At 67.6% G+C, this 26,037-nt stretch carries 28 protein-coding genes; 22 read left to right on the top strand and 6 right to left on the bottom strand.

Annotated features, from left to right (window positions below; translation table 11 throughout):
* Window positions 1-4 precede the first annotated feature (4 nt).
* From ACTWQD_RS01340 to ACTWQD_RS01360, 5 genes are all read left to right on the top strand, one after another.
* Window positions 5-1,708 (top strand): 5-oxoprolinase/urea amidolyase family protein, encoded by a 1,704-nt coding sequence (locus ACTWQD_RS01340; RefSeq protein WP_443194404.1) that lies wholly within the window; start codon window positions 5-7, stop codon window positions 1,706-1,708.
* The gene (locus ACTWQD_RS01345) at window positions 1,708-3,510 is read left to right on the top strand and encodes an ATP-binding protein (protein WP_443194405.1); all 1,803 of its coding nucleotides are present in this window, start codon (window positions 1,708-1,710) and stop codon (window positions 3,508-3,510) included. Before ACTWQD_RS01340 ends, ACTWQD_RS01345 begins: the two co-directional genes overlap by 1 nt.
* A 181-nt stretch (window positions 3,511-3,691) precedes the next feature.
* The gene (locus ACTWQD_RS01350; RefSeq protein ID WP_443194406.1) at window positions 3,692-4,732 is read left to right on the top strand and encodes an NAD(P)-dependent alcohol dehydrogenase; all 1,041 of its coding nucleotides are present in this window, start codon (window positions 3,692-3,694) and stop codon (window positions 4,730-4,732) included.
* Window positions 4,733-4,827: 95 nt separating this feature from the next.
* Complete coding sequence (locus ACTWQD_RS01355) at window positions 4,828-5,208, top strand: DUF7793 family protein (protein WP_443194407.1); 381 nt, start codon at window positions 4,828-4,830, stop codon at window positions 5,206-5,208.
* Between the two features lie 63 nt (window positions 5,209-5,271).
* Entirely contained in the window at window positions 5,272-7,659 is a 2,388-nt protein-coding gene (locus tag ACTWQD_RS01360) for an ATP-binding cassette domain-containing protein (protein ID WP_443194408.1), read from the top strand.
* Window positions 7,660-7,708: 49 nt separating this feature from the next.
* On the opposite strand, the gene ACTWQD_RS01365 is transcribed toward ACTWQD_RS01360, so the two are convergent.
* The gene (locus ACTWQD_RS01365; protein ID WP_443194409.1) at window positions 7,709-8,419 is read right to left on the bottom strand and encodes a TetR/AcrR family transcriptional regulator C-terminal domain-containing protein; all 711 of its coding nucleotides are present in this window, start codon (window positions 8,417-8,419) and stop codon (window positions 7,709-7,711) included.
* A 221-nt stretch (window positions 8,420-8,640) separates the two neighbouring features.
* Between ACTWQD_RS01365 and ACTWQD_RS01370 the strand changes: the two genes are divergently transcribed.
* The 6 genes from ACTWQD_RS01370 to ACTWQD_RS01395 all read left to right on the top strand — a co-directional run bounded on the left by ACTWQD_RS01370 (window position 8,641) and on the right by ACTWQD_RS01395 (window position 11,964).
* Window positions 8,641-8,895 (top strand): hypothetical protein, encoded by a 255-nt coding sequence (locus ACTWQD_RS01370; protein ID WP_443194410.1) that lies wholly within the window; start codon window positions 8,641-8,643, stop codon window positions 8,893-8,895.
* 163 nt (window positions 8,896-9,058) lie between these two features.
* Window positions 9,059-10,132 (top strand): iron-containing redox enzyme family protein, encoded by a 1,074-nt coding sequence (locus ACTWQD_RS01375; protein WP_443194411.1) that lies wholly within the window; start codon window positions 9,059-9,061, stop codon window positions 10,130-10,132.
* Complete coding sequence (locus ACTWQD_RS01380; protein WP_443194412.1) at window positions 10,129-10,374, top strand: CDGSH iron-sulfur domain-containing protein; 246 nt, start codon at window positions 10,129-10,131, stop codon at window positions 10,372-10,374. Before ACTWQD_RS01375 ends, ACTWQD_RS01380 begins: the two co-directional genes overlap by 4 nt.
* 9 nt (window positions 10,375-10,383) lie before the next feature.
* Window positions 10,384-10,914 (top strand): hypothetical protein, encoded by a 531-nt coding sequence (locus ACTWQD_RS01385; RefSeq protein WP_443194413.1) that lies wholly within the window; start codon window positions 10,384-10,386, stop codon window positions 10,912-10,914.
* A 31-nt stretch (window positions 10,915-10,945) separates the two neighbouring features.
* Window positions 10,946-11,461 (top strand): SRPBCC family protein, encoded by a 516-nt coding sequence (locus ACTWQD_RS01390; protein ID WP_443194414.1) that lies wholly within the window; start codon window positions 10,946-10,948, stop codon window positions 11,459-11,461.
* Window positions 11,458-11,964, top strand: coding sequence for a mycothiol transferase (locus tag ACTWQD_RS01395; protein ID WP_443194415.1), 507 nt, complete (start codon window positions 11,458-11,460; stop codon window positions 11,962-11,964). Before ACTWQD_RS01390 ends, ACTWQD_RS01395 begins: the two co-directional genes overlap by 4 nt.
* Window positions 11,965-12,004: 40 nt before the next feature.
* Here ACTWQD_RS01395 and ACTWQD_RS01400 read toward each other — a convergent pair whose 3' ends face one another.
* Window positions 12,005-12,688 carry a TetR/AcrR family transcriptional regulator gene (locus ACTWQD_RS01400; RefSeq protein ID WP_443194416.1) on the bottom strand — a complete coding sequence of 228 codons (684 nt, stop codon included), beginning with the start codon at window positions 12,686-12,688 and terminating at the stop codon, window positions 12,005-12,007.
* A gap of 95 nt (window positions 12,689-12,783) precedes the next feature.
* Between ACTWQD_RS01400 and ACTWQD_RS01405 the strand changes: the two genes are divergently transcribed.
* The 4 genes from ACTWQD_RS01405 (at window position 12,784) to ACTWQD_RS01420 (ending at window position 16,398) form a co-directional block, all read left to right on the top strand.
* Window positions 12,784-13,830, top strand: coding sequence for an NAD(P)-dependent alcohol dehydrogenase (locus ACTWQD_RS01405; protein ID WP_443194417.1), 1,047 nt, complete (start codon window positions 12,784-12,786; stop codon window positions 13,828-13,830).
* A gap of 143 nt (window positions 13,831-13,973) precedes the next feature.
* Window positions 13,974-14,840, top strand: coding sequence for an AraC family transcriptional regulator (locus tag ACTWQD_RS01410; protein WP_443194418.1), 867 nt, complete (start codon window positions 13,974-13,976; stop codon window positions 14,838-14,840).
* Between the two features lie 39 nt (window positions 14,841-14,879).
* Window positions 14,880-15,536 (top strand): DUF1349 domain-containing protein, encoded by a 657-nt coding sequence (locus tag ACTWQD_RS01415; RefSeq protein ID WP_443194419.1) that lies wholly within the window; start codon window positions 14,880-14,882, stop codon window positions 15,534-15,536.
* A 115-nt stretch (window positions 15,537-15,651) separates the two neighbouring features.
* Window positions 15,652-16,398, top strand: a complete 747-nt coding sequence (locus ACTWQD_RS01420; RefSeq protein ID WP_443194420.1) for a dienelactone hydrolase family protein — start codon at window positions 15,652-15,654, stop codon at window positions 16,396-16,398.
* A gap of 219 nt (window positions 16,399-16,617) precedes the next feature.
* Here the strand turns inward: ACTWQD_RS01420 and ACTWQD_RS01425 are convergent, their stop codons facing one another.
* Window positions 16,618-17,205 (bottom strand): CGNR zinc finger domain-containing protein, encoded by a 588-nt coding sequence (locus ACTWQD_RS01425; protein ID WP_443194421.1) that lies wholly within the window; start codon window positions 17,203-17,205, stop codon window positions 16,618-16,620.
* A gap of 89 nt (window positions 17,206-17,294) precedes the next feature.
* On the opposite strand from ACTWQD_RS01425, the gene ACTWQD_RS01430 reads away from it, so the two are divergent.
* The 6 genes from ACTWQD_RS01430 to ACTWQD_RS01455 all read left to right on the top strand — a co-directional run bounded on the left by ACTWQD_RS01430 (window position 17,295) and on the right by ACTWQD_RS01455 (window position 21,016).
* Window positions 17,295-18,383 carry an LLM class flavin-dependent oxidoreductase gene (locus ACTWQD_RS01430; protein ID WP_443194422.1) on the top strand — a complete coding sequence of 363 codons (1,089 nt, stop codon included), beginning with the start codon at window positions 17,295-17,297 and terminating at the stop codon, window positions 18,381-18,383.
* 57 nt (window positions 18,384-18,440) lie between these two features.
* Window positions 18,441-19,070: a cysteine hydrolase family protein gene (locus tag ACTWQD_RS01435; protein WP_443194423.1), complete on the top strand. Its 630-nt coding sequence runs from the start codon at window positions 18,441-18,443 to the stop codon at window positions 19,068-19,070.
* Window positions 19,071-19,269: 199 nt separating this feature from the next.
* Window positions 19,270-19,626, top strand: a complete 357-nt coding sequence (locus ACTWQD_RS01440; protein ID WP_443194424.1) for a DMT family transporter — start codon at window positions 19,270-19,272, stop codon at window positions 19,624-19,626.
* Entirely contained in the window at window positions 19,626-19,943 is a 318-nt protein-coding gene (locus tag ACTWQD_RS01445; protein WP_443194425.1) for a DMT family transporter, read from the top strand. Before ACTWQD_RS01440 ends, ACTWQD_RS01445 begins: the two co-directional genes overlap by 1 nt.
* 86 nt (window positions 19,944-20,029) lie before the next feature.
* On the top strand, window positions 20,030-20,170 hold the full coding sequence (locus ACTWQD_RS01450) for a hypothetical protein (RefSeq protein ID WP_443194426.1): 141 nt from the start codon (window positions 20,030-20,032) through the stop codon (window positions 20,168-20,170).
* A 78-nt stretch (window positions 20,171-20,248) separates the two neighbouring features.
* On the top strand, window positions 20,249-21,016 hold the full coding sequence (locus ACTWQD_RS01455; protein WP_443194427.1) for an SDR family NAD(P)-dependent oxidoreductase: 768 nt from the start codon (window positions 20,249-20,251) through the stop codon (window positions 21,014-21,016).
* Between the two features lie 121 nt (window positions 21,017-21,137).
* Here ACTWQD_RS01455 and ACTWQD_RS01460 read toward each other — a convergent pair whose 3' ends face one another.
* Window positions 21,138-22,424: an MFS transporter gene (locus tag ACTWQD_RS01460; protein ID WP_443194428.1), complete on the bottom strand. Its 1,287-nt coding sequence runs from the start codon at window positions 22,422-22,424 to the stop codon at window positions 21,138-21,140.
* A gap of 21 nt (window positions 22,425-22,445) precedes the next feature.
* Window positions 22,446-23,684: a M20 metallopeptidase family protein gene (locus ACTWQD_RS01465; RefSeq protein WP_443194429.1), complete on the bottom strand. Its 1,239-nt coding sequence runs from the start codon at window positions 23,682-23,684 to the stop codon at window positions 22,446-22,448.
* An 85-nt stretch (window positions 23,685-23,769) separates the two neighbouring features.
* Here ACTWQD_RS01465 and ACTWQD_RS01470 point away from each other — a divergent pair, with 85 nt between their 5' ends.
* A complete protein-coding gene (locus tag ACTWQD_RS01470; protein WP_443194430.1) occupies window positions 23,770-24,852 on the top strand; it encodes an Lrp/AsnC family transcriptional regulator in 1,083 nt (360 codons plus the stop codon).
* 288 nt (window positions 24,853-25,140) lie between these two features.
* Here the strand turns inward: ACTWQD_RS01470 and purU are convergent, their stop codons facing one another.
* The gene (gene purU, locus ACTWQD_RS01475) at window positions 25,141-26,037 is read right to left on the bottom strand and encodes a formyltetrahydrofolate deformylase (protein ID WP_443194431.1); all 897 of its coding nucleotides are present in this window, start codon (window positions 26,035-26,037) and stop codon (window positions 25,141-25,143) included.

Genomic DNA, 26,037 nt, shown 5'->3' on the forward strand with positions numbered 1-26,037 from the left:
ACTGATGATTGAGACAGTGGGGGAAACCCTGGCAGAACAGCAGGCGGCAGGTTCCAAAGTGCGCTCCGTGCGGGCGGTGGGAACCCGCGCGGTGCTCGCCGAGCTCGCCGGAACCGGCGACGTACTGGCCCTCCAGGCGCTGCTCCTGGAGCAGCCGCTGCCGGGCCAGCTGGACGTCCTCGCCGCGGCCCAGACGGTGCTGGTCACCGCGGATTCCCCGGTCTCGGCCCGGCGGATCGCCGCCCTGCTGCTCCAGCTCGACCTCACCGCCCCCGTGGACCGGGACGGCGGGCTGGTGGTCATCGACACCGTGTACGACGGCGAGGACCTCGCCGAGGTGGGGGAGCTGACCGGACTCGGAACCGAGGGCGTGATTGCCGCCCACACGGGGCAGGTCTGGACCGTGGCCTTTGCCGGCTTCGCGCCGGGCTTTGGCTACATGGTGGGGGAAAACCAGGCCCTCGAAGTGCCGCGCCGGAGCTCGCCGCGCACCGCCGTGCCCGCCGGCTCGGTGGCGCTGGCCGGCAACTACTCCGCCGTCTACCCGCGCCGCTCGCCCGGCGGCTGGCAGCTGATCGGCCGCACCGGCGCCAAGATGTGGGACTTGGACCGGGAACAGCCCGCCCTGGCCGCACCCGGCCAGCAGGTGCAGTTCCGCGCCGTGCGCGCTACCGTGACCCTGGCAGCGAAACAGCCGGCCCACACCACCGCCCCGGAGGTCACCTCCGGCCTGAAGATCGTCTCACCGGGCCTGCAGAGCCTGATCCAGGACCTTGGCCGCTTCGGCCACTCGGGCCTGGGCGTCTCCGCCGCCGGCGCCCTGGACCGGGCCTCCCTGCGCCGGGCCAACCGCCTGGTGGGGAACGCACCCGGCGCAGCCGGTATTGAGACAGTCGCCGTGGAGACCGTCGCCGGAGGCCTCACCGTCCAGGCCGTCGGGGACCAGGTCCTCGCCGTCACCGGGGCACCCGCGGAGCTGACCATCGAAACGCGCTTCTGTGCCGACCCGTCCGGGGATGATTCCGGTCCGGCGTGGCGGACCGTGCCCATGGCAACCCCCTTTGCCCTGCTCGACGGCGAAACCCTGGCCATCGGCGCACCGCACAGCGGTTTCCGCAGCTACCTCGCCGTCCGCGGCGGCGTGGACACCCCGCCCGTGCTCGGCAGCCGCTCCACGGACACCATGTCCGGGATAGGCCCCGCACCGCTGGCCGCCGGCCAGCACCTCGCCGCCGGCGGGGATGCCGAATCAGGCGTCGTGGGGCACCCCGAACTGCAGCCGGACTTCCCGGGCGCCGGGGTCACCGTGCTCGACGTCGTTCCCGGCCCCCGCGCTGACTGGTTCGACGCTGACGCGCTGACGTCTTTCTGCAGCCAGGACTGGGACGTAAAACCGCAGTCCAACCGGGTGGGCATGCGCCTGCAGGGAACCCCGCTGCAGCGCACCCGGCAGGGTGAACTCGCCTCGGAGGGCACCGTCGCGGGTGCCGTGCAGGTCCCGCCGGAAGGACTGCCCGTGCTGTTCCTGGCCGACCACCCGATCACCGGCGGCTACCCGGTGATCGCCGTGGTGGTCGACTCCCAGCTGGACCGCGCCGCCCAGGTCCCCATCGGCGGCAAAATCCGTTTCCGCTGGGTCCCGGACGAGATAACCGCCGCCACCGCGGCCCCTGAACACACCACCCCCGAACAAGAAGCGAGTAACTGATGCGCAAGGTCCTGATCGCCAACCGCGGAGAAATCGCCGTCCGGATCGCCCGGGCCTGCGACGACGCGCAGCTGGCCTCCGTCGCCGTCTACGCGGACATCGACGCCGACGCCCTGCACGTTTCCGCCGCGGACGAGGCCTACGCCCTGGGCGGCAACTCGCCAGCCGACACCTACCTCAACGTCCCCAAACTGCTCGCCGCGGCGGCCGCATCCGGTGCCGACGCCGTGCACCCCGGTTACGGGTTCCTCTCCGAAAACGCCGGCTTCGCGCAGGCCGTCCTCGATGCCGGACTCACCTGGATCGGTCCCTCGCCGGACGCCATCCGGCTGCTCGGCAACAAGATCACCGCCCGCGAGACCGCCGTCGAGGCCGGCGCCCCGCTGGTCGCCGGCAGCGACGGCCCGGTGGAAACCGCCGCCGAGGCCCGGGAATTCGCCGAACAGCACGGCCTCCCGATCGCCATCAAGGCGGCCTTCGGCGGCGGCGGCCGCGGCATGAAGGTGGTCCGCGCGCTGGACGAGGTGGAGGAGGCCTTTGACTCCGCCGTCCGCGAGGCCGTGGTGGCATTCGGCCGCGGCGAATGCTTCGTGGAGCGCTACCTTGACCGGCCCCGGCATGTCGAGGCGCAGGTCCTCGCGGACACGCACGGCAACGTTGTGGTGGTCGGAACCCGCGACTGTTCGCTCCAGCGCCGGCACCAGAAGCTGGTGGAAGAGGCGCCCGCGCCGTTCCTCACCGCGGACCAGACCCGCCAGATCTACGCGGCCGCCAAGGCCGTCTGCCGCGCTGCCGGCTACTCCGGCGCCGGCACCGTGGAATTCCTGGTCGCCGCGGACGGCACCGTGGCGTTCCTCGAGGTCAATACCCGCCTGCAGGTGGAGCACCCCATCACGGAGGAAACCACCGGGATCGACCTGGTGCAGGAGCAGTTCCGCATCGCCGCGGGCGAGCAGCTGCGCATCACCGAGGACCCGGCGCCGCGCGGGCACTCCTTTGAATTCCGGCTCAACGCCGAGGACGTGGGGCGAGGCTTCCTGCCCTCGCCCGGCACCGTGGCGGAGTTCGCCGGCCCCACCGGCCCCGGCATCCGGCTGGACACCGGGGTCCGCTCCGGCTCCTTCGTCCCGCCGCAGTTCGACTCCTTGCTGGCCAAACTGATCGTCACCGGAGCGGACCGGCAGCAGGCGCTGCGCCGCGCCCGCCGTGCCCTCGCGGAAATCAGCATCACCGGCGTCTCCACCGTGCTGCCGTTCCACCGCGCCGTGCTTGAATCCCCGGATTTCACGTCCGAAACCGGCCTTGGCATCCACACCCGCTGGATCGAAACCGACTTCGCGGACAGTGTTTCCATTTCGGCCGACCCGGGCTACAGCACCACAGCGCCCGACGGCGAACGCCGCACCATCACGGTCGAGGTGGACGGCCGCCGGATGGCCGTCGGGCTGCCCGCGGACCTCCTCGACGGTTGGGCACTGTCTACTCGGACTCTGTCCGGTGGAGCCTTGCCCGCCGGCATGTCCGTGGACGGAACCGTGGACGGAACCGCGGACGGTTCCCCCGACGGCGGCCGCGCTGCGGCCGCGGATCCGGGGGAGCTGCGCGCGGGCATGGCCGGCACCGTGGTCAAATGGCTCGTCGAACCGGGCGCCACGGTCTCGGCGGGGGATCCCGTCGTCGTGCTTGAGGCGATGAAGATGGAGACCCAGGTTTCTGCCCACCGTGACGGGACGGTGACCGGCGTCCGTGCGGAGGCCGGCGGCGTCGTAACGGCCGGCGCGGTGCTGGCACTGATCGGGTAGCCCGCAGCTGCGGCACTAAGGGGTGCCCTGCCAGTACCCCTATCAGCAGGGACTCCCACCCCGGCAGCCGGATGGTGTTTGATAGAAGATGCCCCCCGACGACGTCCGGGCCAGCAGGCCGCACCCAACCCGTGCGGGACGCCGGGGGTGACCCCCAGAACCAACAACAAGCAGGAGACCCATGCTTACCGTTAACGCTTACGCCGCACCTTCCGCGGAGGAGCCCCTCGCGCCGACCACCATCGAGCGCCGGGACGTTGGCCCGCACGATGTCCTGATCGACATCAAGTTCGCCGGTATCTGCCACTCCGACATCCACACTGTCCGCGGCGACTGGGGTCCGCAGCAGTACCCGCTCGCGCCGGGCCACGAGATCGCCGGCATCGTCACGGAGGTCGGTTCGGCCGTCACCAAGCACGCCGTCGGCGACCGCGTCGGCGTAGGCTGCATGGTCAACTCGTGCCGGGAATGCGTCAACTGCCAGAAGGGCGAGGAGCAGTACTGCCTCGCCGGAAACGTTGGCACGTACGGCGCGGTGGACCGCGACGGGACCATCACCCAGGGCGGCTACTCCACCCACGTGGTGGTGACCGAGGACTTCGTAGTGCGGATCCCGGAGGGCATCGAGCTCGACGTCGCCGCGCCGCTGCTCTGCGCCGGCATCACCACCTTCTCACCGCTGCGCCACTGGGGCGCCGGACCCGGCAAGAAGGTTGCCGTCGTCGGGCTTGGCGGACTGGGCCACATGGCCGTCAAGCTCGCGCACGCCATGGGCGCCGAGGTCACGGTGCTCTCGCAGTCGCTGAAGAAGCAGGAAGACGGCCTGCGCCTGGGCGCGGACCACTACTACGCCACCAGCGACGAGACCACCTTCGCGGACCTCGCGGGCTCCTTTGACCTGATCATCAACACGGTCAGCGCCTCGATCGACATCAGCTCCTACCTGCAGCTGCTGACCCTCGACGGCGCCCTGGTGAACGTGGGCGCCCCGGCGGAACCGCTGCCGGTGAACGCGTTCGCCCTGATCGGCGGACGCCGGTCCTTCGCCGGCTCCATGATCGGCGGCATCCGGGAAACGCAGGAGATGCTCGACTTCTGCGCGGAGCACCACCTCGGCGCTGAGATCGAGGTCATTCCGGCCGAGAAGATCAACGAGGCATACGAGCGTGTGCTCGCTTCCGACGTGCGGTACCGCTTCGTGATCGACACGTCCACGCTGTAGTCCAGGTGCGGAAGGCCCTGCCGGTTTTAGACCGGCAGGGCCTTTTTGGTGTCCGGCTGCGGGTCATCGTCCCAGCTCAGGCCTACAATGACGCAATGATGCCTGACCGAGCTGTCGCCGCTGAGGGGAAGAACTCCTTGAGCGTGCGCTCGGGGATCATTGAATCCGTCTGGCGCCCCGGATCCCATGTCGACGTCGACGACGCCAAGGACGCCATGCGCGCCGTCGAGCAGATCAGCGGCGGCATCCCGCTGCCGATGCTTTCAGAAATGACCGACGTCGAGATCACCGCCGCCGCCCGGTACGAGTTCGCCCGGACCACCGGTGTGCTCGCCATCGCCGTCCTCGGATCCAGCGCCGTGGACCGGGTGGTCGCCGCCGCCATGAGCCGGCACACCCACTACCCGCACGCCTTTTTCACCTCCCGGAACGACGCCCTGACCTGGCTGACGGACGTCACGAAGAGCACCAACTAAAGTGGGCGGTACCGGGCCAGTGCGGGCCGCCGGTCCCGCCCGACAGATGGAGAGTGGACACGTATGGCCTCGACGACCGACAGCCAGCCGCCTGCGGTGCATGTTGCTGACAGCCACGATCTCCTCCGGGTGCAGGGCGCCCGGGAGAACAACCTTAAAGACATCAGCATTGAGATCCCCAAACGCCGCCTGACGGTGTTCACGGGTGTGTCCGGTTCCGGCAAGAGCTCGCTGGTGTTCGCCACCATCGCCGCCGAATCGCAGCGGATGATCAACGAGACCTACAGCGCGTTCGTGCAGGGGTTCATGCCCACCCTGGCGCGCCCCGACGTCGACCATCTCGAGGGACTCACGACGGCAATCATCGTCGACCAGGAGCGGATGGGCGCCAACCCGCGCTCCACCGTCGGCACCGCCACGGACGCCAATGCGATGCTCCGGATCCTCTTCAGCCGGCTGGGGACCCCGCACGTCGGGCCCCCGACGGCGTTCTCCTTCAATGTCCCGACGCGCAAGGCCAGCGGGGTGATGAGCACCGAGAAAGCCGGGGGCAGGGTGGAGAAGAGCGTGGTGCAAAACGCCGTGTACCTGGGCGGCATGTGCCCGCGCTGCGAGGGCATGGGCTCGGTGTCCGACTTCGACCTGACGGCGCTCTACGACGAGACCAAGTCACTCGCCCAGGGTGCGCTGACCGTGCCGGGCTACAGCATGGACGGCTGGTACGGGCGCATCTTCAGCGGCGCCGGCTTCGACATGGACAAGCCGATCGCGAAGTTCACCAAGAAGGAAATGCACGACCTGCTCTACAAAGAGCCCACCAAGATCAAGGTCGAGGGCATCAACCTCACCTACGAGGGCTTAATCCCGAAAATCCAGAAGTCGATGCTCTCCAAGGACGTCGACGCGATGCAGCCCCACATCCGGGCGTTCGTGGAGCGGGCCATCACGTTCCAGCCCTGCCCCGAATGCGACGGCACGCGACTTAGCCCGGAGGCCAGGAGCGCGAAGATCCAGGGCAAGAACATCGCGGACCTGTGCGACATGCAGATCAGCGACCTGGCGGCGTGGGTCCGGGGGCTGGACGAACCGTCGGTCGCGCCGCTGCTCAAGGGCCTGCAGCACCTGCTCGATTCCTTCGCCGAAATCGGGCTGGGCTACCTCTCGCTGGCACGGCCGGCAGGCACGCTGTCCGGGGGCGAGGCGCAGCGCACCAAGATGATCCGGCACCTGGGCTCTTCCCTGACCGACATCACGTACGTCTTTGACGAGCCGACCATCGGCCTCCACCCGCATGACATCGAGCGGATGAACCAGCTGCTGCTGCAGCTGCGGGACAAGGGCAACACCGTGCTCGTCGTCGAACATAAGCCGGAGACCATCGCCATCGCCGACCACGTGGTTGACCTGGGCCCCGGTGCCGGCACCGCGGGCGGCGAGGTCTGCTTCGAGGGCAGCGTGGAGGGGCTGCGTGGCAGTGACACCATCACCGGCCGCCACCTCGACGACCGCGCCAAGGTCAAGGACGCTGTGCGGACGCCGAGCGGTGCGATGGAGGTGCGGGGCGCCTCGACACACAACCTCAAGAACGTCGACGTCGACGTTCCGCTCGGCGTCCTGTGTGTGGTCACGGGGGTCGCCGGGTCCGGAAAGAGCTCACTGATCCACGGCTCGGTGGCGGGCCGCGACGGTGTGGTGGTGATCGACCAGGGCGCCATCAAGGGCTCCCGGCGCAGCAACCCGGCCACCTACACCGGCCTGCTGGAGCCGATCCGGAAGGCGTTCGCTAAGGCCAACGGCGTAAAGCCGGCACTCTTCAGCTCCAACTCCGAGGGCGCCTGCCCCACCTGCAACGGCGCGGGCGTCATCTTCACCGAACTGGGCGTCATGGCCACGGTCGAGTCCACCTGCGAGGACTGTGAGGGCCGGAGGTTCCAGGCGTCAGTCCTCGAGTACACGCTGGGCGGCCGCAACATCGCGGACGTCCTGGCCATGTCCATGACCGAGGCCGAGGAGTTCTTCGGTTCCGGCGAGGCGAAAACACCGGCGGCGCACAAGGTCCTCGACCGGCTGGTGGACGTCGGACTGGGCTACCTCACCCTCGGCCAGCCGCTCACCACACTGTCCGGCGGCGAACGCCAGCGCGTCAAACTGGCCACCCAGATGGCGGAGAAGGGTGACGTCTACGTCCTCGACGAGCCCACCACCGGCCTGCACCTGGCCGACGTGCAGAACCTGCTGGGCCTCCTGGACCGGCTGGTGGACTCCGGCAAGTCGGTCATCGTGATCGAGCACCACCAGGCCGTCATGGCGCACGCCGACTGGCTCATCGACCTGGGTCCGGGTGCCGGTCACGACGGCGGCCGGGTGGTCTTCGAGGGCACCCCGGCGGACCTGGTGGCCGCCCGGTCCACCCTCACCGGGGAGCACCTCGCGGCCTACGTCGGCGGGTGAGGCAGGCGGCCGCGACGGGGCTGGCGGGTAGGCGCCGGCCCCGGGGCGGTCAGGGCGCGGGCGTGGCGTCGGGGGAGAGCCGCCCGGCCAGCCCGGTGAGCAGGATGGTGATGCCCTCGTCGAGCTCGGCCATGCCGTCATAAACGGCCAAGGCCGGGGCGAGCGCCCGGAGCCGGGGGAACTCCTTCGCCGGCAGGCGGTGCAGGCCCAGCCGGAGCAGGACTTCGTTTTCCTCCGGGTCCACGATGTACTCCTGCAGTTCGTTGAGGATGTGGCCGTACAGGTAGCCGTAGTAGGCGCGGTAGACGTGGAGGGCGTCGACGGGGCTGAAGCCGGCGTTGATCAGCAGGGTAAGGATTTGTTCCAGCGGCCGCAGCGTGCCAAGGGGCCGCAGGCCCAGCGGGGTGGAGAGCGGGCGGGTCACCAGCAGCGGCACAACGTTGGGGTGCCGGAGGGCGAGGTCCCGCAGGTCATGTGCAATGCGCCGGAGTTCGCTCTGCCAGTCGCCTTCACCCGGGCAGATGGACAGTTCGTCGAGGACAAGTTCCGAGACGCCGTCCAAGAGCGCCGCGCGGTTGTCGGCATAGCGGTAGAGGCTCATGGGGTCCCGGCCGAGCTGCTGGCCGAGCCGGCGCATGGTGAGGGCATCGAGGCCCTCAGCATCGACGAGAGCCAGGGCCGTGGTCAGCACCAGCTCCCGGCTGAGCCGCTCTTTGGGTGCAGGAGTGCTGCGTGGTTCCGGTTTTGCAGAGGGGGGCATGGGGCTTCCGTTCCGATGGGGCCCGGACGAGTCTCTTGAGGGCGCTACGCCTTGCGGGACCTGCTAGGCAGGCTTGCTATTGATATCAGTCTACGCGTAACGTCTACATTGTAGAGATTGACCTCTAGTGATGTTCCGCCTGGCGCCCCGTGCGCGGCGTCCAGGTTTCAGCTGCTGTAGCCCTCGGCGGTAACATGCGCACTTAGCGGAACGAGCCGATCATGGCAGATACCCAATATGACCAGTTCCTCAACGAAGCCACCGCCTACGCCGATACCGGGTCCGTCCTGGGGCGTGATTGCCTTTACGGCGTCTACACGAGCTGGTGCTTCCTTTCCCAGACAGCTCCCCAGCCCGAACGCAGCTTTTGGGCGGCCATGGCAGAGAAAAGAATCCGGCCGGGGCGTTCGAAGCTCCGCATCAAGGGCCCCGCGGCCACGGACTACATTCTTTCCAGCTATCCCGGGCTCGTCTGAGCCTTGCAACGCCCGCTGATCCGGTGACCGGGATGTAGTACCCGCGGTTGCCGGTCACCTCCCTTCGGTGCGGCAATTTCCGGGACCCGGCTCGCTGGCCGCGGTTCTGCGCTGCGCCACACGATCCCCCTTACCGGCTGCAGCCGGCCCATCTAGGAGACAAATGAAGATTCCGCTAGCGCGGGGACCCATCAGTGCAGGCCTGATTGCCCTAGTGGCAGGAGGGCCGCCCGGCGCCGGAACCGGCGCCGGGGCCCTGGCCGTGTCCGGTCTGGACGCGCTCGTCGCGGAGCGGATGTCCGGCGTCGAGAATTTGATTGACGACGACGTCCAGCTCGCCCTGTTCTGCCTCTATGAGCTGCACTACGGCGGGCTGGACGGCGTCGATGACCGCTGGGAATGGCACCCGGGCCTGATCGGGATCCGCCACCGGCTGGAAGAGCCGTTCGAGCAGTGGCTGCGCGCGGAGGCAGGTCCGGTGACGGCGTCCGTCCGGCGCCCTGACCAGGAGCGTCCCGGCAGTGACGGCACTGCGGCCCTCCTTTTCGAGCTGGCAGGCCGGGACGGCGGGCCCAGCGTGTCCCGTCATGTGGCCAGGAAAGCCACGGAAGAGCAGTTGCGCGAGTTCCTGATCCACAAGTCGGTGTACCAGCTCAAGGAAGCGGACCCGCACACCTGGGCGATTCCGCGACTGTCCGGCCGGGCCAAGGCCGCCCTGGTGGAAATCCAGGCGGATGAGTACGGTGGCGGCCGCCCGGACCGGATGCACAGCGCGATGTTCGCCCGGACCATGACGGGAACCGGCCTCGACGGCAGCTACGGCGCGTATATCGACGTCGTTCCGGCCATATCCCTGGCTTCCGTCAACATGATGTCCCTCTTCGGGTTGAACCGGCGGCTCAGGGGAGCAATCGCGGGGCATCTGGCGATGTACGAAATGACGTCCTCACGGCCCAACCAGCTCTACGGCAACGGGTTCCGACGGCTGGGTTTCGGCGCCGCCGTCACCGCGTATTTCGACGAGCATGTCGAGGCCGACGCCGTCCACGAACAGATCGCCGGGAGGGACCTTGCCGGCGGGCTGGTGGAGGCCGAACCGGCTCTGCTGGACGATGTTTTGTTCGGGGCGGCCGCGGTGTCCTGCATCGACGCGCGGTTCGCCGCCCACCTTATGGACGCCTGGGACAGCGGCCGATCCTCCCTGCTGCCGCAGCTTGCCGAGAGGAGTTCTTCATGAACGACATTTCCCCGGAATCCGGCCGCGTCAGCGTGGTCATCTGCCCCGACGGCCCGGTCCTGGTCCGCGGCGACTTCGACGTCGTCACGCCGTCCGGGGAACCGGTGCCGAGGCAGCGGGAAACCGTCGCCCTCTGCCGGTGCGGCGCCTCCGCTATCAAGCCGTACTGCGACGGGACCCACAAGCTGATCAAATTCCGTACTGAAAGACCAGGGCCACGCCCCGCCGGTCCCTCGGACTAGGATCGCCCTATGGGGCCGACGGAGGATTTATTCGAGGGGGAGCCCGGCGGCTTGCCGGCGCCGATGCCGCGCGGCAGTGCCCGGTACAGGGAACCGGCGGACCCGACGGCGGCCGTCAGGCATGTGCGGGGTTATGCCCCGTTTGTGGCCTTCTGCGAGGGCCGCGGGGTCCGGGCCGGAGACCTGGCGTCCGACCCTGAACGCCTCATCCGGTTCCTGCGCACCTCCGCCGCCCGGATCGGGGGCGACAGCACGCTGAGTGCCGCGGCGGCGATTTTCTTCGGGAACACCATCGCACGCCTGATACCGGACGCGCAGTGGAGCGCCTACGAAGGGGCCTCTCCCACGGTGGGCACCCGCGCGAGGGGGATTGAAGTCGACCGCCTGCTGGAGGGCCTGCGCACGGCTGATGACCACGCCGTCGAGGGCTTGGTCTCCATGCTGGCGGACTGGGCCCGGGAAGCGCCGGCGGAAGCGATGGAGGATGCACCGGCAATGCGGTCCCGTCCGGTACCGCCGGCGGCGGACCCATTCCTGTAGGCTCGGCGCCACCAGAGCCTGAGGAGAGACGATGACCGAGCACCCGCTGCAGGACCGGAGCTTCACACTGACCCGAATTGTGGCTGCACCGCGGCCTGCCGTGTTCAAGGCGTGGACAGAGCCCGGGCACCTCGCCTGGTTCCATAACCCCGGCATGCCCGCCCCCACCACGCCCATAGAGGTCGACCTCCGGGTCGGGGGTGCCTGGCGGCAGCAGATGATTGTCAGTGACGGCCTCAGCTACACCACCGGGGGGATCTACCGGGAGATCGTTCCCGACGAACGGCTCGTCTTCCGCTGGGGAGCAGCCGGCGGGTGGCCCGAACTCGACGGCGAGAACGGGCCGGGCGCCCCGGTAGTGACTGTGCAGCTCAACCACCTCGGAACGGCCACCGAGCTGGTCCTCACAGTCGACTTTCCCGAGCACCCTGCGGCCGGCGGGCTTGAGGAGCCGGCGCTGGCGGAATGCCAGGCAGGGTGGGGCGCCACCCTTGACCGGGTTAAGGACAGCACCGCCGTGACGGGCGAGCGGACGGCGGGCCGGTGACGGATCCACGCACGGCAGCAGCCGGGGTCGATGCGTCATTGCTCGCGCACCTGGCAAGCGCGCGGGCGCACGTCCTGAGGGCGGTGGACGGCCTTCCGGACGATGTGATGGGCCGCGCCCTGGTCCCTTCCGGCTGGACGCCGACTCAGCTGCTCAATCACCTGGCCTTCGACGACGAGATGTTTTGGATTTCTGCTGTTCTGGGCGGTGATGACAGGGCAATCTCCGGACTTCACAATGGTTGGGCTTCCACGCCGATGACGGGCGCCGAGGCCATCAACATCTACCGGCGCGAGATCGCCCGCAGCGATGAAATCCTCGCGGGGGTCGATCTGGCGGCCCCTCCCCGGTGGTGGCCGCCAGCCAGTGTGTTCGATGCACCGCCGATGTCCGACGGGCGGGAGGTCCTGTTTCGCGTGCTCGCTGAGACGTCCGTCCATGCGGGCCATCTCGACATCGTCCGGGAGTTCATCGACGGACACCAGGACCTGGTGGTCGGGTAGCCCCACTGTTGCCCGCTGTTGCCCGCCGTTCCGCCGGAGGTCAACTGCTGCTGCCCCCGGCGGTGGGTTGCTGAGCCCTGGCGAGGCCGTCAAGGACCAGGTCCAGCCCAAACTCGAACTCCGCACCATAGTCGTAGTCGGGCTTCATCACGTGTTCCACCGTGAACTCCGCGAGATGGGGGTAGTCACCGGATGCATAGTGGCTCATCATGCGCCCGGCAACCTCGGCCAAGGGCTCTGCGCCGTTGATGGGCAGGGTGGCCTCGGAGAGGGCGAAGCCGTAGACGTAGGCATCGATCACGGCGTAGGCGTGCGCCGTCATCTCCACCGAGAAGCCCGCCGCGCGCAGGGTGCCGAGGACGGCGTCGTGGTGTTTGAGCGTGGCCGGGCCGGGGCTGGTCCGCGTCTCCACGAGGCCGATCGCCCAGGGATGGCGCCGCATTGCTGCGCGGGCGGAGGCTGCCCGCCGCCGCATCTCCGCGTGCCAGTCGCCGCCGATCACCGGCAGATCGATTTCGCTGAAGACGATGTCGACAATGCCGTCGAGCACTTCATCCTTGTTCGCCACGTGGTGGTAAAGCGACATGGGCTTGACCTCAAGCGCGTCGGCAAGTGAGCGCATCGTCAGCGCTCCGATGCCGCCGGCATCGGCAACCGCGACGGCGCCGCGCAGCACCAGTTCCCGGCTGAGCCGGGTGCGGCCGGGGCGGGCTGCTACGGGCATTTCACACTCCACTTTTTTCGGCCATAGACCATTCGTACTTAGTACGTTACATTAACCGTACTAAGTACGAAAACTTCTCCTCGAAAGGCCCTGACATGACAAACCACATCAGTCCGACGGCCGCGGATCACCAAGCTGCCGCTGACGGCACCATGAATGCCGTCGTGCAGAACGCGTACGGTTCAGTTGACGTCCTCCGGCCCGGCCGGACCGCACGGCCGCGCATTGCCGGGAATGAGGTGCTGGTCCGCGTGCACGCAGCGGGCCTGGACCGCGGAACGTGGCACATGATGACGGGCCGTCCCTACCTCATGCGCATCCTCGGATTCGGGTTCCGCCGGCCGAAGGATCCTGTGCCGGGCATCGACGTGGCCGGCACCGTTGCCGCCGTCGGCTCCGGGGTGTCACGGTTCAGTGTGGGGGACAAGGTGTACGGGATGTCCCGGGGGTCGTTCGCCGAGTACGCCGCCGCGCGGGAGGACAAACTGGCGCACAAGCCCTCGATGCTGACGTTTGCGCAGGCCGCGGCGGTTCCGATCTCCGCGGGCACCGCGCTCCAGGCCCTCGACGCCGCGCGGGTGGAGCGCGGGCAGAAGGTCCTGATTCTGGGCGCCTCCGGCGGGGTCGGCACTTACGCGGTGCAGCTGGCCAAGTCCCTGGGTGCCGAGGTTACCGGCGTCTGCAGCGCCGAGAAGGCCGCTCTGGTGCGCTCCCTCGGAGCGGACCACGTCCTGGATTACGCGGCGGATGACTTCGCCGACGGATCGCAGCGCTACGACGTGATCCTCGACATCGGCGGGAACCCGAAGCTGTCCCGGCTGCGCCGCGCCCTTACGCCCGCCGGGACGGCCGTCATTGTCGGCGGCGAGCAGGGCGGAAAAGTGACGGGCGGCTTCGGCCGGAGCTTGCGGGCGCCCCTCGTGTCCCTGTTCGTCCGCCAGCGCTTGGCCATGCTCGCCTCCAAGGAACGCGCCAGCGACCTCGAGCGGCTCACGCCCCGCCTCGAGTCCGGCGCCGTCACCCCGAGCATCGACCGGACGTACCCGCTCGCCGAGGTGCAGGATGCCATGCGCCGCCTCGAATCCGGAGCCGTGCTCGGCAAGATCGCCATCACCGTTATCCGCGACGAAGCAGGTTCGTAGGCCCGAGGGGAGGATCCGTGCTTTGCTGCGCGGTCGATGACCGGCTTACGGGCGCTCTGCAAGATGAGCGGCGATCGAATCGGACCGCAATAGTAGGGTGCGGGGTGAACCACACGGGCAGGCTTGTAGTCGAAGGGGGAACCGTGATCGCAGCGCTCAACCAACTCGTCGATTTCATCGACGGTCACCTCACTGAGGAGATCAACATTGATGACTTGGCGGTCAGTCTCGGCATGACGGAGTACCACCTCCGCCGAATGTTCTCAGCGCTGGCCGGTATGCCGCTCTCCGAGTACGTCCGGAGGCGCCGAATGACGGTGGCTGCAACGGACGTTCTCGGAACGAGCGAGCTGCTGGCAATCGCGGTGCGGTATGGCTACGGCTCGACCGAGGCTTTCAGCCGGGCATTCCGATCAGTGCACGGCGTCGGTCCCGGCGACGTGCGCCGGGACGGCGGACCCCTTCGCACGCAACCACAACTCAGGTTCCGCCTGACCGTAGAAGGGAACACAACGATGGACACTCGCATCGCAGATCGGCCGGCCTTCCGACTCATCGGCCGTTCGGCCCGTGTACCGCTTATTCACCACGGCCCAAACCCGCACATCCAGGCGCGCATCGCCTCACTGCCAGCAGCAGAGCACGCCCGGCTAAAGGAATTGAGCAACACCAACCCCGTGGGCCTGCTCCAGGTGAGCGCCGACGTCGACCCGGACTACCGGGAGGGCAGCGAGCTGACCTACCTCCATGGCGTCGCCGTCACCGAAGCGACACCGTTGCCCGAGGAGCTCGACGTGATCGAGGTCCCGGCAGGCACCTGGGCTGTGTTCCACGCCGAAGGTGAGTACCCGGCGGTTCTTCAGTCCACGTGGGCCGCCACCGCCACCGATTGGTTCCCGTCCAACCCGTGGCGGCTGCGCCCGGGCCCCTCGATTGTGGCAGTCCTGGATCGCGCCGCCGACTTCAGCACAGCGAGCTGCGAATTGTGGCTCCCGGTAGAACGCGCCTGACAAACCAGCCCGCCGGCAGGACAATCGCCGTCGTGTTGGATGCGCCACTGCTTGAATAGAGCTTACGGACTGAACGATCGACTTAGGGGATCTGACGTGACACAAGTGATAAAGGGAGCACACGATTCCTGGGACCGGGGAAGGTGGCGCAACCCGCCCGTGCGTGTCGTCGCTGATGGTCGGACTCTGCAGGTAACCGCAGCCGAGAACAGTGACGCGTGGAGGCACACCTCGTACGGCTTCGTCCATGACAGCGCGCATGCCCTGTTGGCACCGCTGCCCGCTGAGGGGGCAGTTGAGGTTTCATTCCTTCTGAATTACACCGAGCAGTTCGACCAAGCGGGGATCTATCTTCACGTTTCGGAATTTTCCTGGATCAAAGCCGGTGTGGAGGTGTCCGACGGAGTCCCACAGGTTGGGGCCGTCGTAACACATGGGGTCTCCGACTGGTCGGTGGCACCTGTCCCTGAGTGGATCAATCGGGAAATCACAGTGCGGCTGAGCAGGGCCGGTAACGCCGTCACCATCAGGGCCCGCGCCGGGGATGAACCTTTCCGGCTCATCCGCGTTGCTCCTCTGGATGAAACAGTAAGTGCCGAGGTCGGCCCATTTTGTGCCTCACCCACTCGGGCTAACCTCACGACCACCTTCACCCGATGGGTTGAGACCGATGCAGATGCAACCCTGCACCTTTGAGTCGTCGGGTCGGCGGGATGACTGGGCCGTGGGCTGTGATGATTCTTCCTTGGCCGAGATGCACCGAATCTGGTCCTCATCTGGCCAAAGACCGCGGTGTCTCCCAAACTGAGCTATGGACACGACATCACTTCTCGAGATCGAAACCGGTCGTGGGTCGATGACCGCCTATGTGGCGGTGCCGACGACGGAACCACCCTGGCCAGGCGTCGTCGTGATTCACGACTTCACTGGGATGAGCCAGGACCTTCAGGGCCACGCCCGCTGGCTGGCTGGGGAAGGGTTCCTGGTGATCGCACCTGACCTCTACTACTGGGGCAGCAGACTGCGCTGCCTGCGCACGATCATGAGAGACCTTGGCCCGCGCCGGGGTCGGTCCTTCGACGACATCGAGGCAGCGCGGCAATGGCTCCGAGATCACGACGGGTGCACAGATGTCATCGGCGTGGTCGGGTTCTGCATGGGAGGCGGGTACGCCATCGCCTTGGCCGAGGGCCACGGTTTCAGTGCTTCGGCCGTCAACTACGGCGGCTGCCCCTCAGATGCCAGGAACTGGTTGACGCAGGCCTGCCCAGTCGTGGGGAGCTTCGGAGGTGCTGACAGGTCCCCACTGGGCGCGCACGCCGGTCAGCAACTGGACAAGCTGCTCGCCGAGCTCGAGGTGCCCCACGACGTCAAGATCTACCCGGGGGTGGCTCACGGGTTCATGAATGACCACGCTCCCGAGGATCAGACTTTGTTCCTGCGTTTTCTCGCCCGCATCTCCGGCACCAGGTACGACGAGGCCGCCACCGCGGATGCCCGCCGGCGCATCGTTCGGTTCTTCGACACGCACCTGCGCCCAGATACACCCTCCTCATGACCATGAGCAGCGGCTGATCCAGCCGCGACGCCATCCTTGAGCGCGACGGCTGGCCTAGGTGAACCGCCCCCCTCAGGGATCAGGCTTGCGAGACATCTGGATCTATGCCGTGGCTGCCTCCTACGAAGGCGTGTGGGCCGGACTTCGCTCACGGATTACTTTGTAGCTCTGCGTGCTTGTCCCATCGGGCCGAAGGTTGGGCTTCGGCGGCACATGAGGTCATGCAGTGTGTAGCGCGCGTTTGCGTGCGTAGGCGCGTGCGGCGCGGACCCGGTCGCCGCAGCGGGTTGAGCACCATTGCCGTCGAGCGTGGGTGCGGAGGAAGAACCGTTCGCACCCGTCCGCTTCGCAGGACGCGAGCACCGATGCCTGGTCGCCGCTGAGCAGCGAGGCAGCATCGTCGGCGATGACGGCCATGACGTGCTCAACGACTTGTGTCACGGGGTGGTTGGCGCTGCGGGTAAACCCTGACTCCGGGTCGAACTGAAGCAGGAGCGCCCCGGGTGCACAAGTCAACGCACGATTAAGCGCCTGCACTGCCGCCGTCGTGGGGACGTCGCCTGTGGTGTGCGCGGTGAACAGATCGCGCAGGTCTGAGCGCAGGGCTGCGAGCCTGCCCCGGCAGTGCTCGTGCAGCACAGTGTCCGGGGCGATCAGATCGTGTGCTCTTAGCCAGGTCGTGGCGTCGTCAGGACCGTCCAACTCGTCGTAGCGCTTGCCTCCGTGCAGTTCGCTTGCGCTGTTGACCAGCGCGAGGCTGGGATGCTCTTCCGCGCCCGGTGCAGCTGCTGGCAGTGTTTCCGACATATTTCTCATGGTATCAGTTTCATTTAAGCGTGAGGCGCCTGCTACGCTTCAATCACGCCAAAAGCCACGTTTTACCATGAGGAGCTTGTATGCAGTTGGGACGACAATCCGGCACGGCCCCGTTCGCGTTGTCCGTGCTTTCCGCGGGCGGCACCGGAGTGGGGATGACCGCTGAGGAGGGCCTCGCGGGCACGATCTCGCTGGCACGGACGGCGGACAAGCGCGGTTATCACCGGTTCTGGATGTCTGAGCATCATGGGTTCGGCGCGACCTCGGTCTCTTCACCGCCGTTAATGGTCGCCCGCCTCATCGCTGAGACGACGAGCATCCGCCTTGGCGCCGGAGGAGTGATGCTGCCCAACCATTCCCCGTTGCTGATCGCGGAGCAGTTCGGAATGCTGGACACTCTTGCCCGGGGCCGGATCGATCTTGGGCTGGGACGCGCCCCGGGAACTGACGGGGCTACTGCTGCGGCCCTGCGTCGGGGAGCGGACGCCAATGACGGTTTCCCGCAGCAGGTGCTCGAGCTGCTCGGATTCCTGGGTGACGACTTTCCTCCGGGACACCCGTACCGGAACGTCCACGCGGTGCCGGGCCCCTGGCAGGCAAGACAAAACCGGGTGTCTGCGCCTTCGACCGCGCCTGAGGTGTGGGTGCTGGGCTCCTCGCCGTACTCAGCACAGCTGGCCGGGCAGCTCGGCCGGCCGTATGCGTTCGCCTTGCAGTTCGGCGACGCGGACATCGACACGGCCATGCATCTCTACCGTGAGAGCTTCCAGCCCTCCGACGTGCTCACCGAGCCGCACACGCTCGTCAGCGTGCCCGCGGCGATCAGCGACGACCCGGCTGAAGCGAAACGCCAGGCGTCAACGTCGGCCATGGGGATGCTGCGCATGTTCAAAGGCGAGGGCTACCTGCTGCTGCCCCCGGACGAGGTCGAGGCGTACCCGGCCACAATTCACGAGCGGCAGATCCTCGACGCCTACACCAGCCGCACTTTCCATGGCACCGCCGCTACTGTCGCCGGCCGTCTCGAAGCCCTGCACGAGCGCACCGGCGTCGACGAGGTGATGCTCGTCGTGGGCGGCCACTCAACAACCCTCGACCAGCGCGGGATCACCCTGATCGCAGACCACTACGCACTGCCCCCTCTGGAGGCACCGCCCTCGGCCGCGTAGCGGCAGCACCCACACCAACATTCCACACGTTCACAACCCCATCTAAAGGAGAACCCCATGACCGCCCCCCACCGAGCCCTCATCGTCATCGACGCCCAACAGGAATACTTCGACGGACTACTTCCGATCCAGTACCCGGACCGGGACCAATCCATCACCAGCATCCAGCACGCAATCAAGACCGCAGAGCAGACCGGAACGCCGGTCGTGCTCGTCCAGCACGAACTCCCGGCGGAAGCCCCGGTGTTCGGTTCCGGGTCGGCGACCTGGCAAAACCACCCCGAAGTAGCTGCCCACGAGGACGCGGCAGCCAAGCGCATCGGCAAGCAGTTCTCCAGCATCTTCGCGGACACCGACCTCGAAGCCTGGCTGCGTGAACAGGGCATCGACACGATCACCCTCGCTGGCTACATGACCAACAACTGCGTGATCGCCTCCGCCGCGGCCGCCGAGCCCCTTGGATTCACCGTCGAAGTCCTCCGAGACGCGACGGGAGCAATCGACCTCGCCAACGACGCCGGCACCGCGCCCGCACGCCAGGTCCACGAGACCCTCATGGCGCTGCTGCATTCAAACTGGGCCGCCGTCACCGACACCGCGACCTGGACCGAAGCACTGCATACGGGCGCGGCACTGACCAAGAGCGACCTCGTCACCTCCGCCGCGCAGGGCCGCAGCACCCAGTAGAAGTACCGCGATGGTGGCCATCATGCCCTCAGCATGCCCGGACCATCTTGAGCCAGGACCGGCCGCCCACCCCGGTCGATAAGTGTGGCACCGAGCCCGCCGGCGGACCACCGTCGGCGGGCAGCCGGACCAGACGTGTGGGCATGCCCACCTCGTCCTCCAGATCACCCACTAGCTCATCACGCAAGGAACCAACCCCATGAGCAACACCACCAAGGCCTGGCTACTCCTGATTCCCGCCATCCTGGTCGAAGTGACGGCCTCGCTGGCCCTCAAGGGCGCACTCGAGTACCCGGCCCTGTACGTCGTCGTTGTCATCGGCTACCTCAGCGGATTCGTCTTGCTCGCCGCGATACTCCGCACGGGTATGGCCCTCGGGGTGGCCTACGGTATCTGGGGAGCCGCCGGTGTCGCCCTCACTGCCGTTGGCTCCCTCCTGATCTTCGGAGAACCGATCACCGCGCTCATGGGCATCGGAATGATCGTCATCATCGCCGGCGTCCTGTGTGTGGAGCTCGGAGCCCAGGCAGCCCACAAGAAGACAGAGACCGCCTGATGTCCTACCTTCTCCTCACCGGCGCCATCCTATTTGAAGTCTCCGGAACGATCAGCCTCCGTCTGGCCATCGACAACAGACGCTGGTACGCAGCAGTTGCGGTCGGATACGTCGTGTCCTTCAGCATGCTCGGCCTCGCCCTCGCTCATGGGATGCCCATCGGCATCGCCTACGGAATCTGGGCCGCAGCAGGCGTCGCCCTTACCGCCGTCCTTTCCAGATTCCTCTTCAAAGATCCCCTCACGTGGCTGATGAGCCTTGGCATCATCCTCATCATCGGCGGCGTCCTTCTCATCGAACTCGGCGCGACCCACTAGCCGGAACCACAATCACCGCTGCCCGTAGTTTGGCGGCCGCGACGGCTTCTCCGCCCTACCGAAGTCCGTCAAAGGCCCACCGCATCGTGGAGAACTTCGACGTCTTCGACTTCACACTTGGCCCCGAGGACGTCGCTGCCATCGATACACTCGACACCGGTGTGCGGGGCGGTCCTGACCCCGACTCACTGACCCTCGAGAACAACGGGTTCCCGATCCCTGCCTGACCGACGGCCCGGGCGCGCCGGTTCGACCGTCCCGCCCGGGTGCCGCGCCACCCCGAACCTAAGGAAAGGACCGCCACCATGGCCCGTATCTTCATCACCGGTTCAACCGACGGGCTGGGCCTCGCCGGCGCCCGCGCACTCATGGACGCCGGCCACGAAGTCCTGCTGCACGCCCGCACCAAGGAACGCGCCACCGCCCTCAATGGCCTCACCCCGCACCCGGCCGGCGTCGTGATCGGGGACCTCAGCAGCAGCTCTGAAACACGGGACCTGGCCGGGCAGGTCAACGAGCACGGGCGAATGGACGCCATTATCCATAACGCCGGCGTCTACCTTTCACCGCAACGTATTGCCACCTTCGAGGGGCATTCCCGGACCCTGGCCGTCAACGTGCTCGCCCCCTACATCCTCACCGCCCTGATCGAAAGGCCGGACCGGTTGATCTATGTCAGTAGCGGCCTGCACCTCGGCGCCACCGCAGACCTGCAGGACATCGACTGGACCAGGCGGGACTGGGATGCCGTCTCCGCCTACTCCGAGAGCAAGCTCCACGTCTCGGCGCTCTCCGCCGCGGTGTCCCGCCACTGGCCCACGGTGCTCAGCAACTCCGTAGACCCCGGCTGGGTGCCCACCAAGATGGGCGGCCCCGGGGCGCCGGGCGATCTGGCCATGGGTCACGACACCCAAAGCTGGCTCGCCGTCAGCAATGACCCCGCAGCCCTGGTCTCCGGCAACTATTGGCACCACCGCCGGCAACGGACGCCGGCGCCGGAAGTCACCGACCCAGGCTTCCAGGACAGCCTCACCGACAAACTCGCCGAACTGACCGGCATCCCACTCTTCTGAACAACCCACCACGAAGGAACACAGCATGCAGTATCTGGGAGAACGGCAGGACCAACGCCGCACATGCAGAGTCCGGGCACACCCCGCGGATGTGCCCGGACTCGCTTGTGAAATGCCCTTCCTAGTGCCTCAGGTCCTTGCCCTTGGTCTCCGGGATGGTGAAGACGAACAGCGCGCTGACCACCAGCAGGCCCACGGCGTAGACGTTGAAGACGTTGGCCAGGCCGATGGTCCCGAGCCAGGTCTGCAGGTACGGGGCGGTGCCGCCGAACACGGCCACGCAGATGGAGTACGGGACGCCCACGCCGATGGTCCGGATGCTGGTGGGGAAGAGTTCCGCGTAAACAGCGGGGACGATCGCTGCGCTGGCGGCGATGAAGATCAGCATGACGGACATGCCCACGGCCAGCTGCCAGGCCGAATCCTTCAGCAGCCAGGTCATGGGGAAGTGCATCAGGGCGCTTCCGGTCGCACCGGCCCAGAGCACCTTCTTGCGGCCGATCCGGTCGGACAGCTTGCCCCAGACGGGCAGGGCGGCGATGAACACGATGTTGGCGATCACGCTGGCCCAGAGTGCTTGGCCGCGGTCGATCTTCAGCGTGGTGGCCGCGTAGCTCGGGGCCACCACACCCCAGATGTAGTAGATCACCGTGAGGCCCACCGTCAGCCCGATCACCTGGAGGGCCTGCTTGCGGTGCTTCACGATCTGCGGCCAGATCGGGGCGCGCTTCTCGGACGCCGTCTCTCCTTCGAAGGCCTCGGTCTCGTGCAGCTTGGAGCGCATGATCAGCGCGTACAGGCCCATGGCGGCGCCCACCAGGAAGGGAATCCGCCAGCCCCAGTCGTTCATCGCCTCGGCGCTCAGGGTCATGTTGAGGACCGCGCCCAGCAGCGTGCCGGCCAGGATGCCCACTGTGCCTGAGGTGTAGATCAGCGTGGCCCAGAGGCCGCGCTTTTCCTTCGGTGCCACCTCGGAGAGGTAGGTCTGCGACGACGGCAGCTCACCGCCGTGGGCCAGGCCCTGGATCAGCCGGGCAACCAGCAACAGCAGCGACGCCCAGGCGCCGATGGTGGCGAAGGACGGGGCGACGCCGATCAGGAGGCTGCCCAGCGACGCGAGGCCCACGGCGAGGGTCATCGACGTCTTGCGGCCGACACGGTCGCCGATCCAGCCGAACAGGAACCCGCCGAGCGGCCGGGCCACGAACCCGACGGCGAAGATCGCCAGCGTTGCCAGCACCGCCGAGGCGGGATCCGCTTTGCTGAACAGCTGGCTGGCGATGAACGGCGTGAACGTGGCGTAGATGGCCCAGTCGTACCATTCGACGGCGTTGCCGATGCCCGTGCCGAGGATGGTTTTGCGCGTGGCGGCCCGGCGGGCGAGCTGCGGGTCAGTCAGGGTGGTCATGGTGTCTCCGAAGGAAGTGGGCTAGGAAGCGGGGGAAGCCGGCGCGGCAGCGGCCAGGGCTGCGATCCGGGCAATGGCGAGCTCCGCGTACAGCGCCGCGCCGTCGGCGAGGACGCCGTCGTCGAACGTGGCGTAGGGGGAGTGGTTGAACGGGGCGGCGGTGTGGTCCGCTCCGGGCGCGACGGCGCTGAGCCCAATAAAGGTGCCGGGCACCTCGTCCATCACGCGGGAGAAGTCCTCGGATCCGCTGAGCGGCGTGGCCCAGCGGGTCACCCTGGAGTCGCCGAACAGCTTCCGGATGGTGTGTTCCGCGGTGGCGGTCTCGTTTTCGTCGGTGATGCTCAGCGGGTATTCGGGGCGGTATTCGACGTCGACCTCCAGCCCGTGGGCGTGGGCGATGCCCTGCAGGAGGGTGGGGACGGCGGTCATCATCCGTTCGCGGGAAGCGTGCGAGAACGTCCGGACGGTGGCCTCGATCCGGGCGGTCTCGGGGATGACGTTGCGGGTGGTGCCCGCCTGCAGGACGCCGACGGTCAGCACCACGGGATCGAACATGTTGAACTGCCGCGTGATCATGACCTGCAGTGCGGTCACCATCTCGGCGGCCGCCGTCACAGGGTCCTTGGCCGCGTGCGGGGCGGAGCCGTGGCCGCCAGCGCCCAAGATGGTGACGAACAGCCCGTCCGAGGCGCTGAGCATCACGCCCGGCTTGGTGGCGAACTGGCCGTGCGGCTCCAGCGAGGAGAACACGTGCATGCCGTAGGCGGCGTCCGCGCGGCGGCCCGCGGCGTCCAGCACGCCTTCGCGGATCATGTGGCCCGCGCCGTCGTAGCCCTCCTCGCCCGGCTGGAACATCAGGACGACGTCGCCGGCCAGCTGCACGCGGCGTTCAGCCAGCAGGGTGGCCGCCCCGGCCAGCATTGACGTGTGGAGGTCGTGGCCGCAGGCGTGCATGGCGCCATCGAGGCGGGAGGAGTAGCCGACGCCGGTGCGCTCCTGGACGGGAAGGCCGTCCATGTCCGCGCGCAGCAGCACAACAGGCCTGCTGGCCGAGGCGTGCGGTGCACCGCCGCGCAGGACCGCGGTGACCGACGTCGTAGTCTCGCCGAGGGTGATTTCGTACGGCAGTCCGTCCAAGGCCTTGAGCACTTTCTCCTGCGTGCGCGGGAGCTGGAGGCCCACTTCGGGTTCCTGGTGCAGCTGGTGGCGCAGCCGGGTGATGTCGCTGTGCAGTTCCCTGGCATCGGCGGTGACCGACATGTGTTCCCTCTTCCCGAACGGTTGGTAGGTTTCTACGAACCATTGTGAAGTGACTGGAGTCACATGCGCCCAAATGGCTGGAAAAATGCAAACATGGCGGTGTTGGGGCAGAAATAATTCACGGAGGAGGCGCCGGGTGGAGCTCAGCGAGGAGGACCTCCAGCTGATCAACGCGCTGCAGATCGCGCCGCGGATCAGCTGGTCGGACGCCGGCCGGATCCTGGGAGTGCACCCGACCACCCTGGCCGCCCGCTGGGAGCGGCTGAAGGACTCCGGCGGAGCCTGGAGCACGGCCCACCTCATGGGGGACCCGAAACAGATGTGCCTGGCGCTGGTGGACGTGGACTGCGAAATGGCCGCGCGGACGCAGGTCACCGCAGCGCTGGCGGCCATCCCCGAGGTGGTCACGGTGGAGGAGGCCGCCAGCAACCGCGACCTCATGCTGACGGTCATCACACCCACGCTGGACCGGTTCAGCGACACCCTGCTGGGGCAGCTCAAGGAGATCCCCGGCCTCGTCAAATACCAGACCGCGCTGTGCACCCGGCTGCATTCCGGCGGCTACGCCTGGCGGCTGAACGTCCTGGACAAAGCCCAGATGGCAGCGCTCCAGGCGCTGGCCGGACCGGAGGCGGCGGGGGCGGCGCCGGTCAACCAGGGTGCGCCGCTGCCGCAGAGCCACCTGGACCTCATCCCGTTCCTGGCCCGGGACGGCCGCGCGGCCGCGGCTGACATCGCCCGGGCCCTGGGCCGCACCCCGGCCACCGTCCAGCGCCAGCTGAACCGGCTGCTGGCCAGCCAGGTGCTGTCCTTCCGGTGCGAAATCGCGCAGAAGTACTCCGGATACCCGGTGACCTGCCGGTGGTTCGCCAACGTCCCGCCGGGCCAGCACGAGGCGGCCGCGGCCGAGCTGCGGAGCTTCCGCAACATCCGGCTCACGGCCTCCACCACCGGGCGCACCAATTTCGTGATCATCATGTGGCTGCATTCCCTGGCGGACGTGATGAACGCCGAACAGGCACTGCAGCAGCGGATCCCCGGAATTGAGCTCGTGGAAAGCGTTGTGGTCCTCAACTCCGCCAAGCGGGTGGGCTGGATGCTGAATCCGGATTCGACCGCCACCGGCGCCGTGGTGGTTCCCGCAGCCGACCTGGCGCCCACGGTGTGAGCCCGGGAGTGGACGGCTCCGCGCCGTCGTCCGGTTCTACCGCTTCCAGCGCTGCGGCCACCTCACGTTCAGCAGCAGCAGGCCCAGCAGCAGCGAGTCGATGGTCATGATGGCCCCCAGCAGGTAGGCCCAGCCGATCATCACAGGTTGCTCACCGCCAGCCGTGGGGACAAAGTGCGGGGGGACCTCAGAATGCCCATGACAATCTCCTGACCTGGCCCCCCAGACACTCGATAGTCGTCCCAGTGTGCCACGGAGGCGCCCCCGCAGGGAACGCCTCCGCAGCCGCTATTTCAGGACCACCGTCCTGTTGCCCTGCAGGATCACACGGCCCTCACAGTGCCAGCGGACGGCGTTGGAGAGTGCTTTGCATTCGGTGTCCCGGCCGGCGGCCACCAGGTCTTCCGGGCCGTAGGTGTGGTCCACTTCCACCACCTGCTGGGAAATGATGGGTCCCTCGTCCAGTTCCGCGTTGACGTAGTGGGCGGTGGCCCCGACGGTCTTCACACCGCGCGCGTAGGCCTGGTGGTAAGGCTTGGCGCCCTTGAAGCTGGGCAGGAAGGAGTGGTGGATGTTGATGGCCTTGCCGTCCAGCTTGCGGGTGAGCCCGTCGCTGAGGACCTGCATGTAGCGGGCCAGGACCACCAGTTCGACGTCGAACTCATCGATGAGCTCCAGCAGCCGGCCCTCGGCCTGGGGTTTGGTGTCAGCGGTGACGGGCACGTGGAAAAAGGGGATGCCGTGCCATTCCACCAGCGCCTGGTGGTCCGTGTGGTTGGAGACCACGGCCACCACATCGACGGGAAGTTCGCCGATCCTGGCCCGGAACAGCAGGTCGTTGAGGCAGTGCCCGAACTTGGACACCATGATCAGCACGCGGCGCTTGGAACCGTGCGGCTCCAGCCGCCAGCTCATCCCGAAGCGCGCAGCCACCGGGGCGAAAGCGGTCCGCAGGGTGTCTGCGGTGGACGCATCGCCGTCGGACGCAAAATGCACCCGCATGAAGAAGTGCCCCTCGGAGCGTTCGCCGAACTGCTGGTTGTCGATGATGTCGCAGCCGTGTTCGAGCAGGAAGCCGGAGACGGCGTGGACGATGCCGGGGGACTCCCGGCAGTCGAGCGTCAGGACATGTTCCACGGTGGTGGCCGGCCGGTGCGGGCGCGATTCAGCTTCGATGGCAGTCAC

Source organism: Pseudarthrobacter sp. 1C304 (genome assembly GCF_052245515.1).
Lineage (GTDB): Bacteria > Actinomycetota > Actinomycetes > Actinomycetales > Micrococcaceae > Arthrobacter.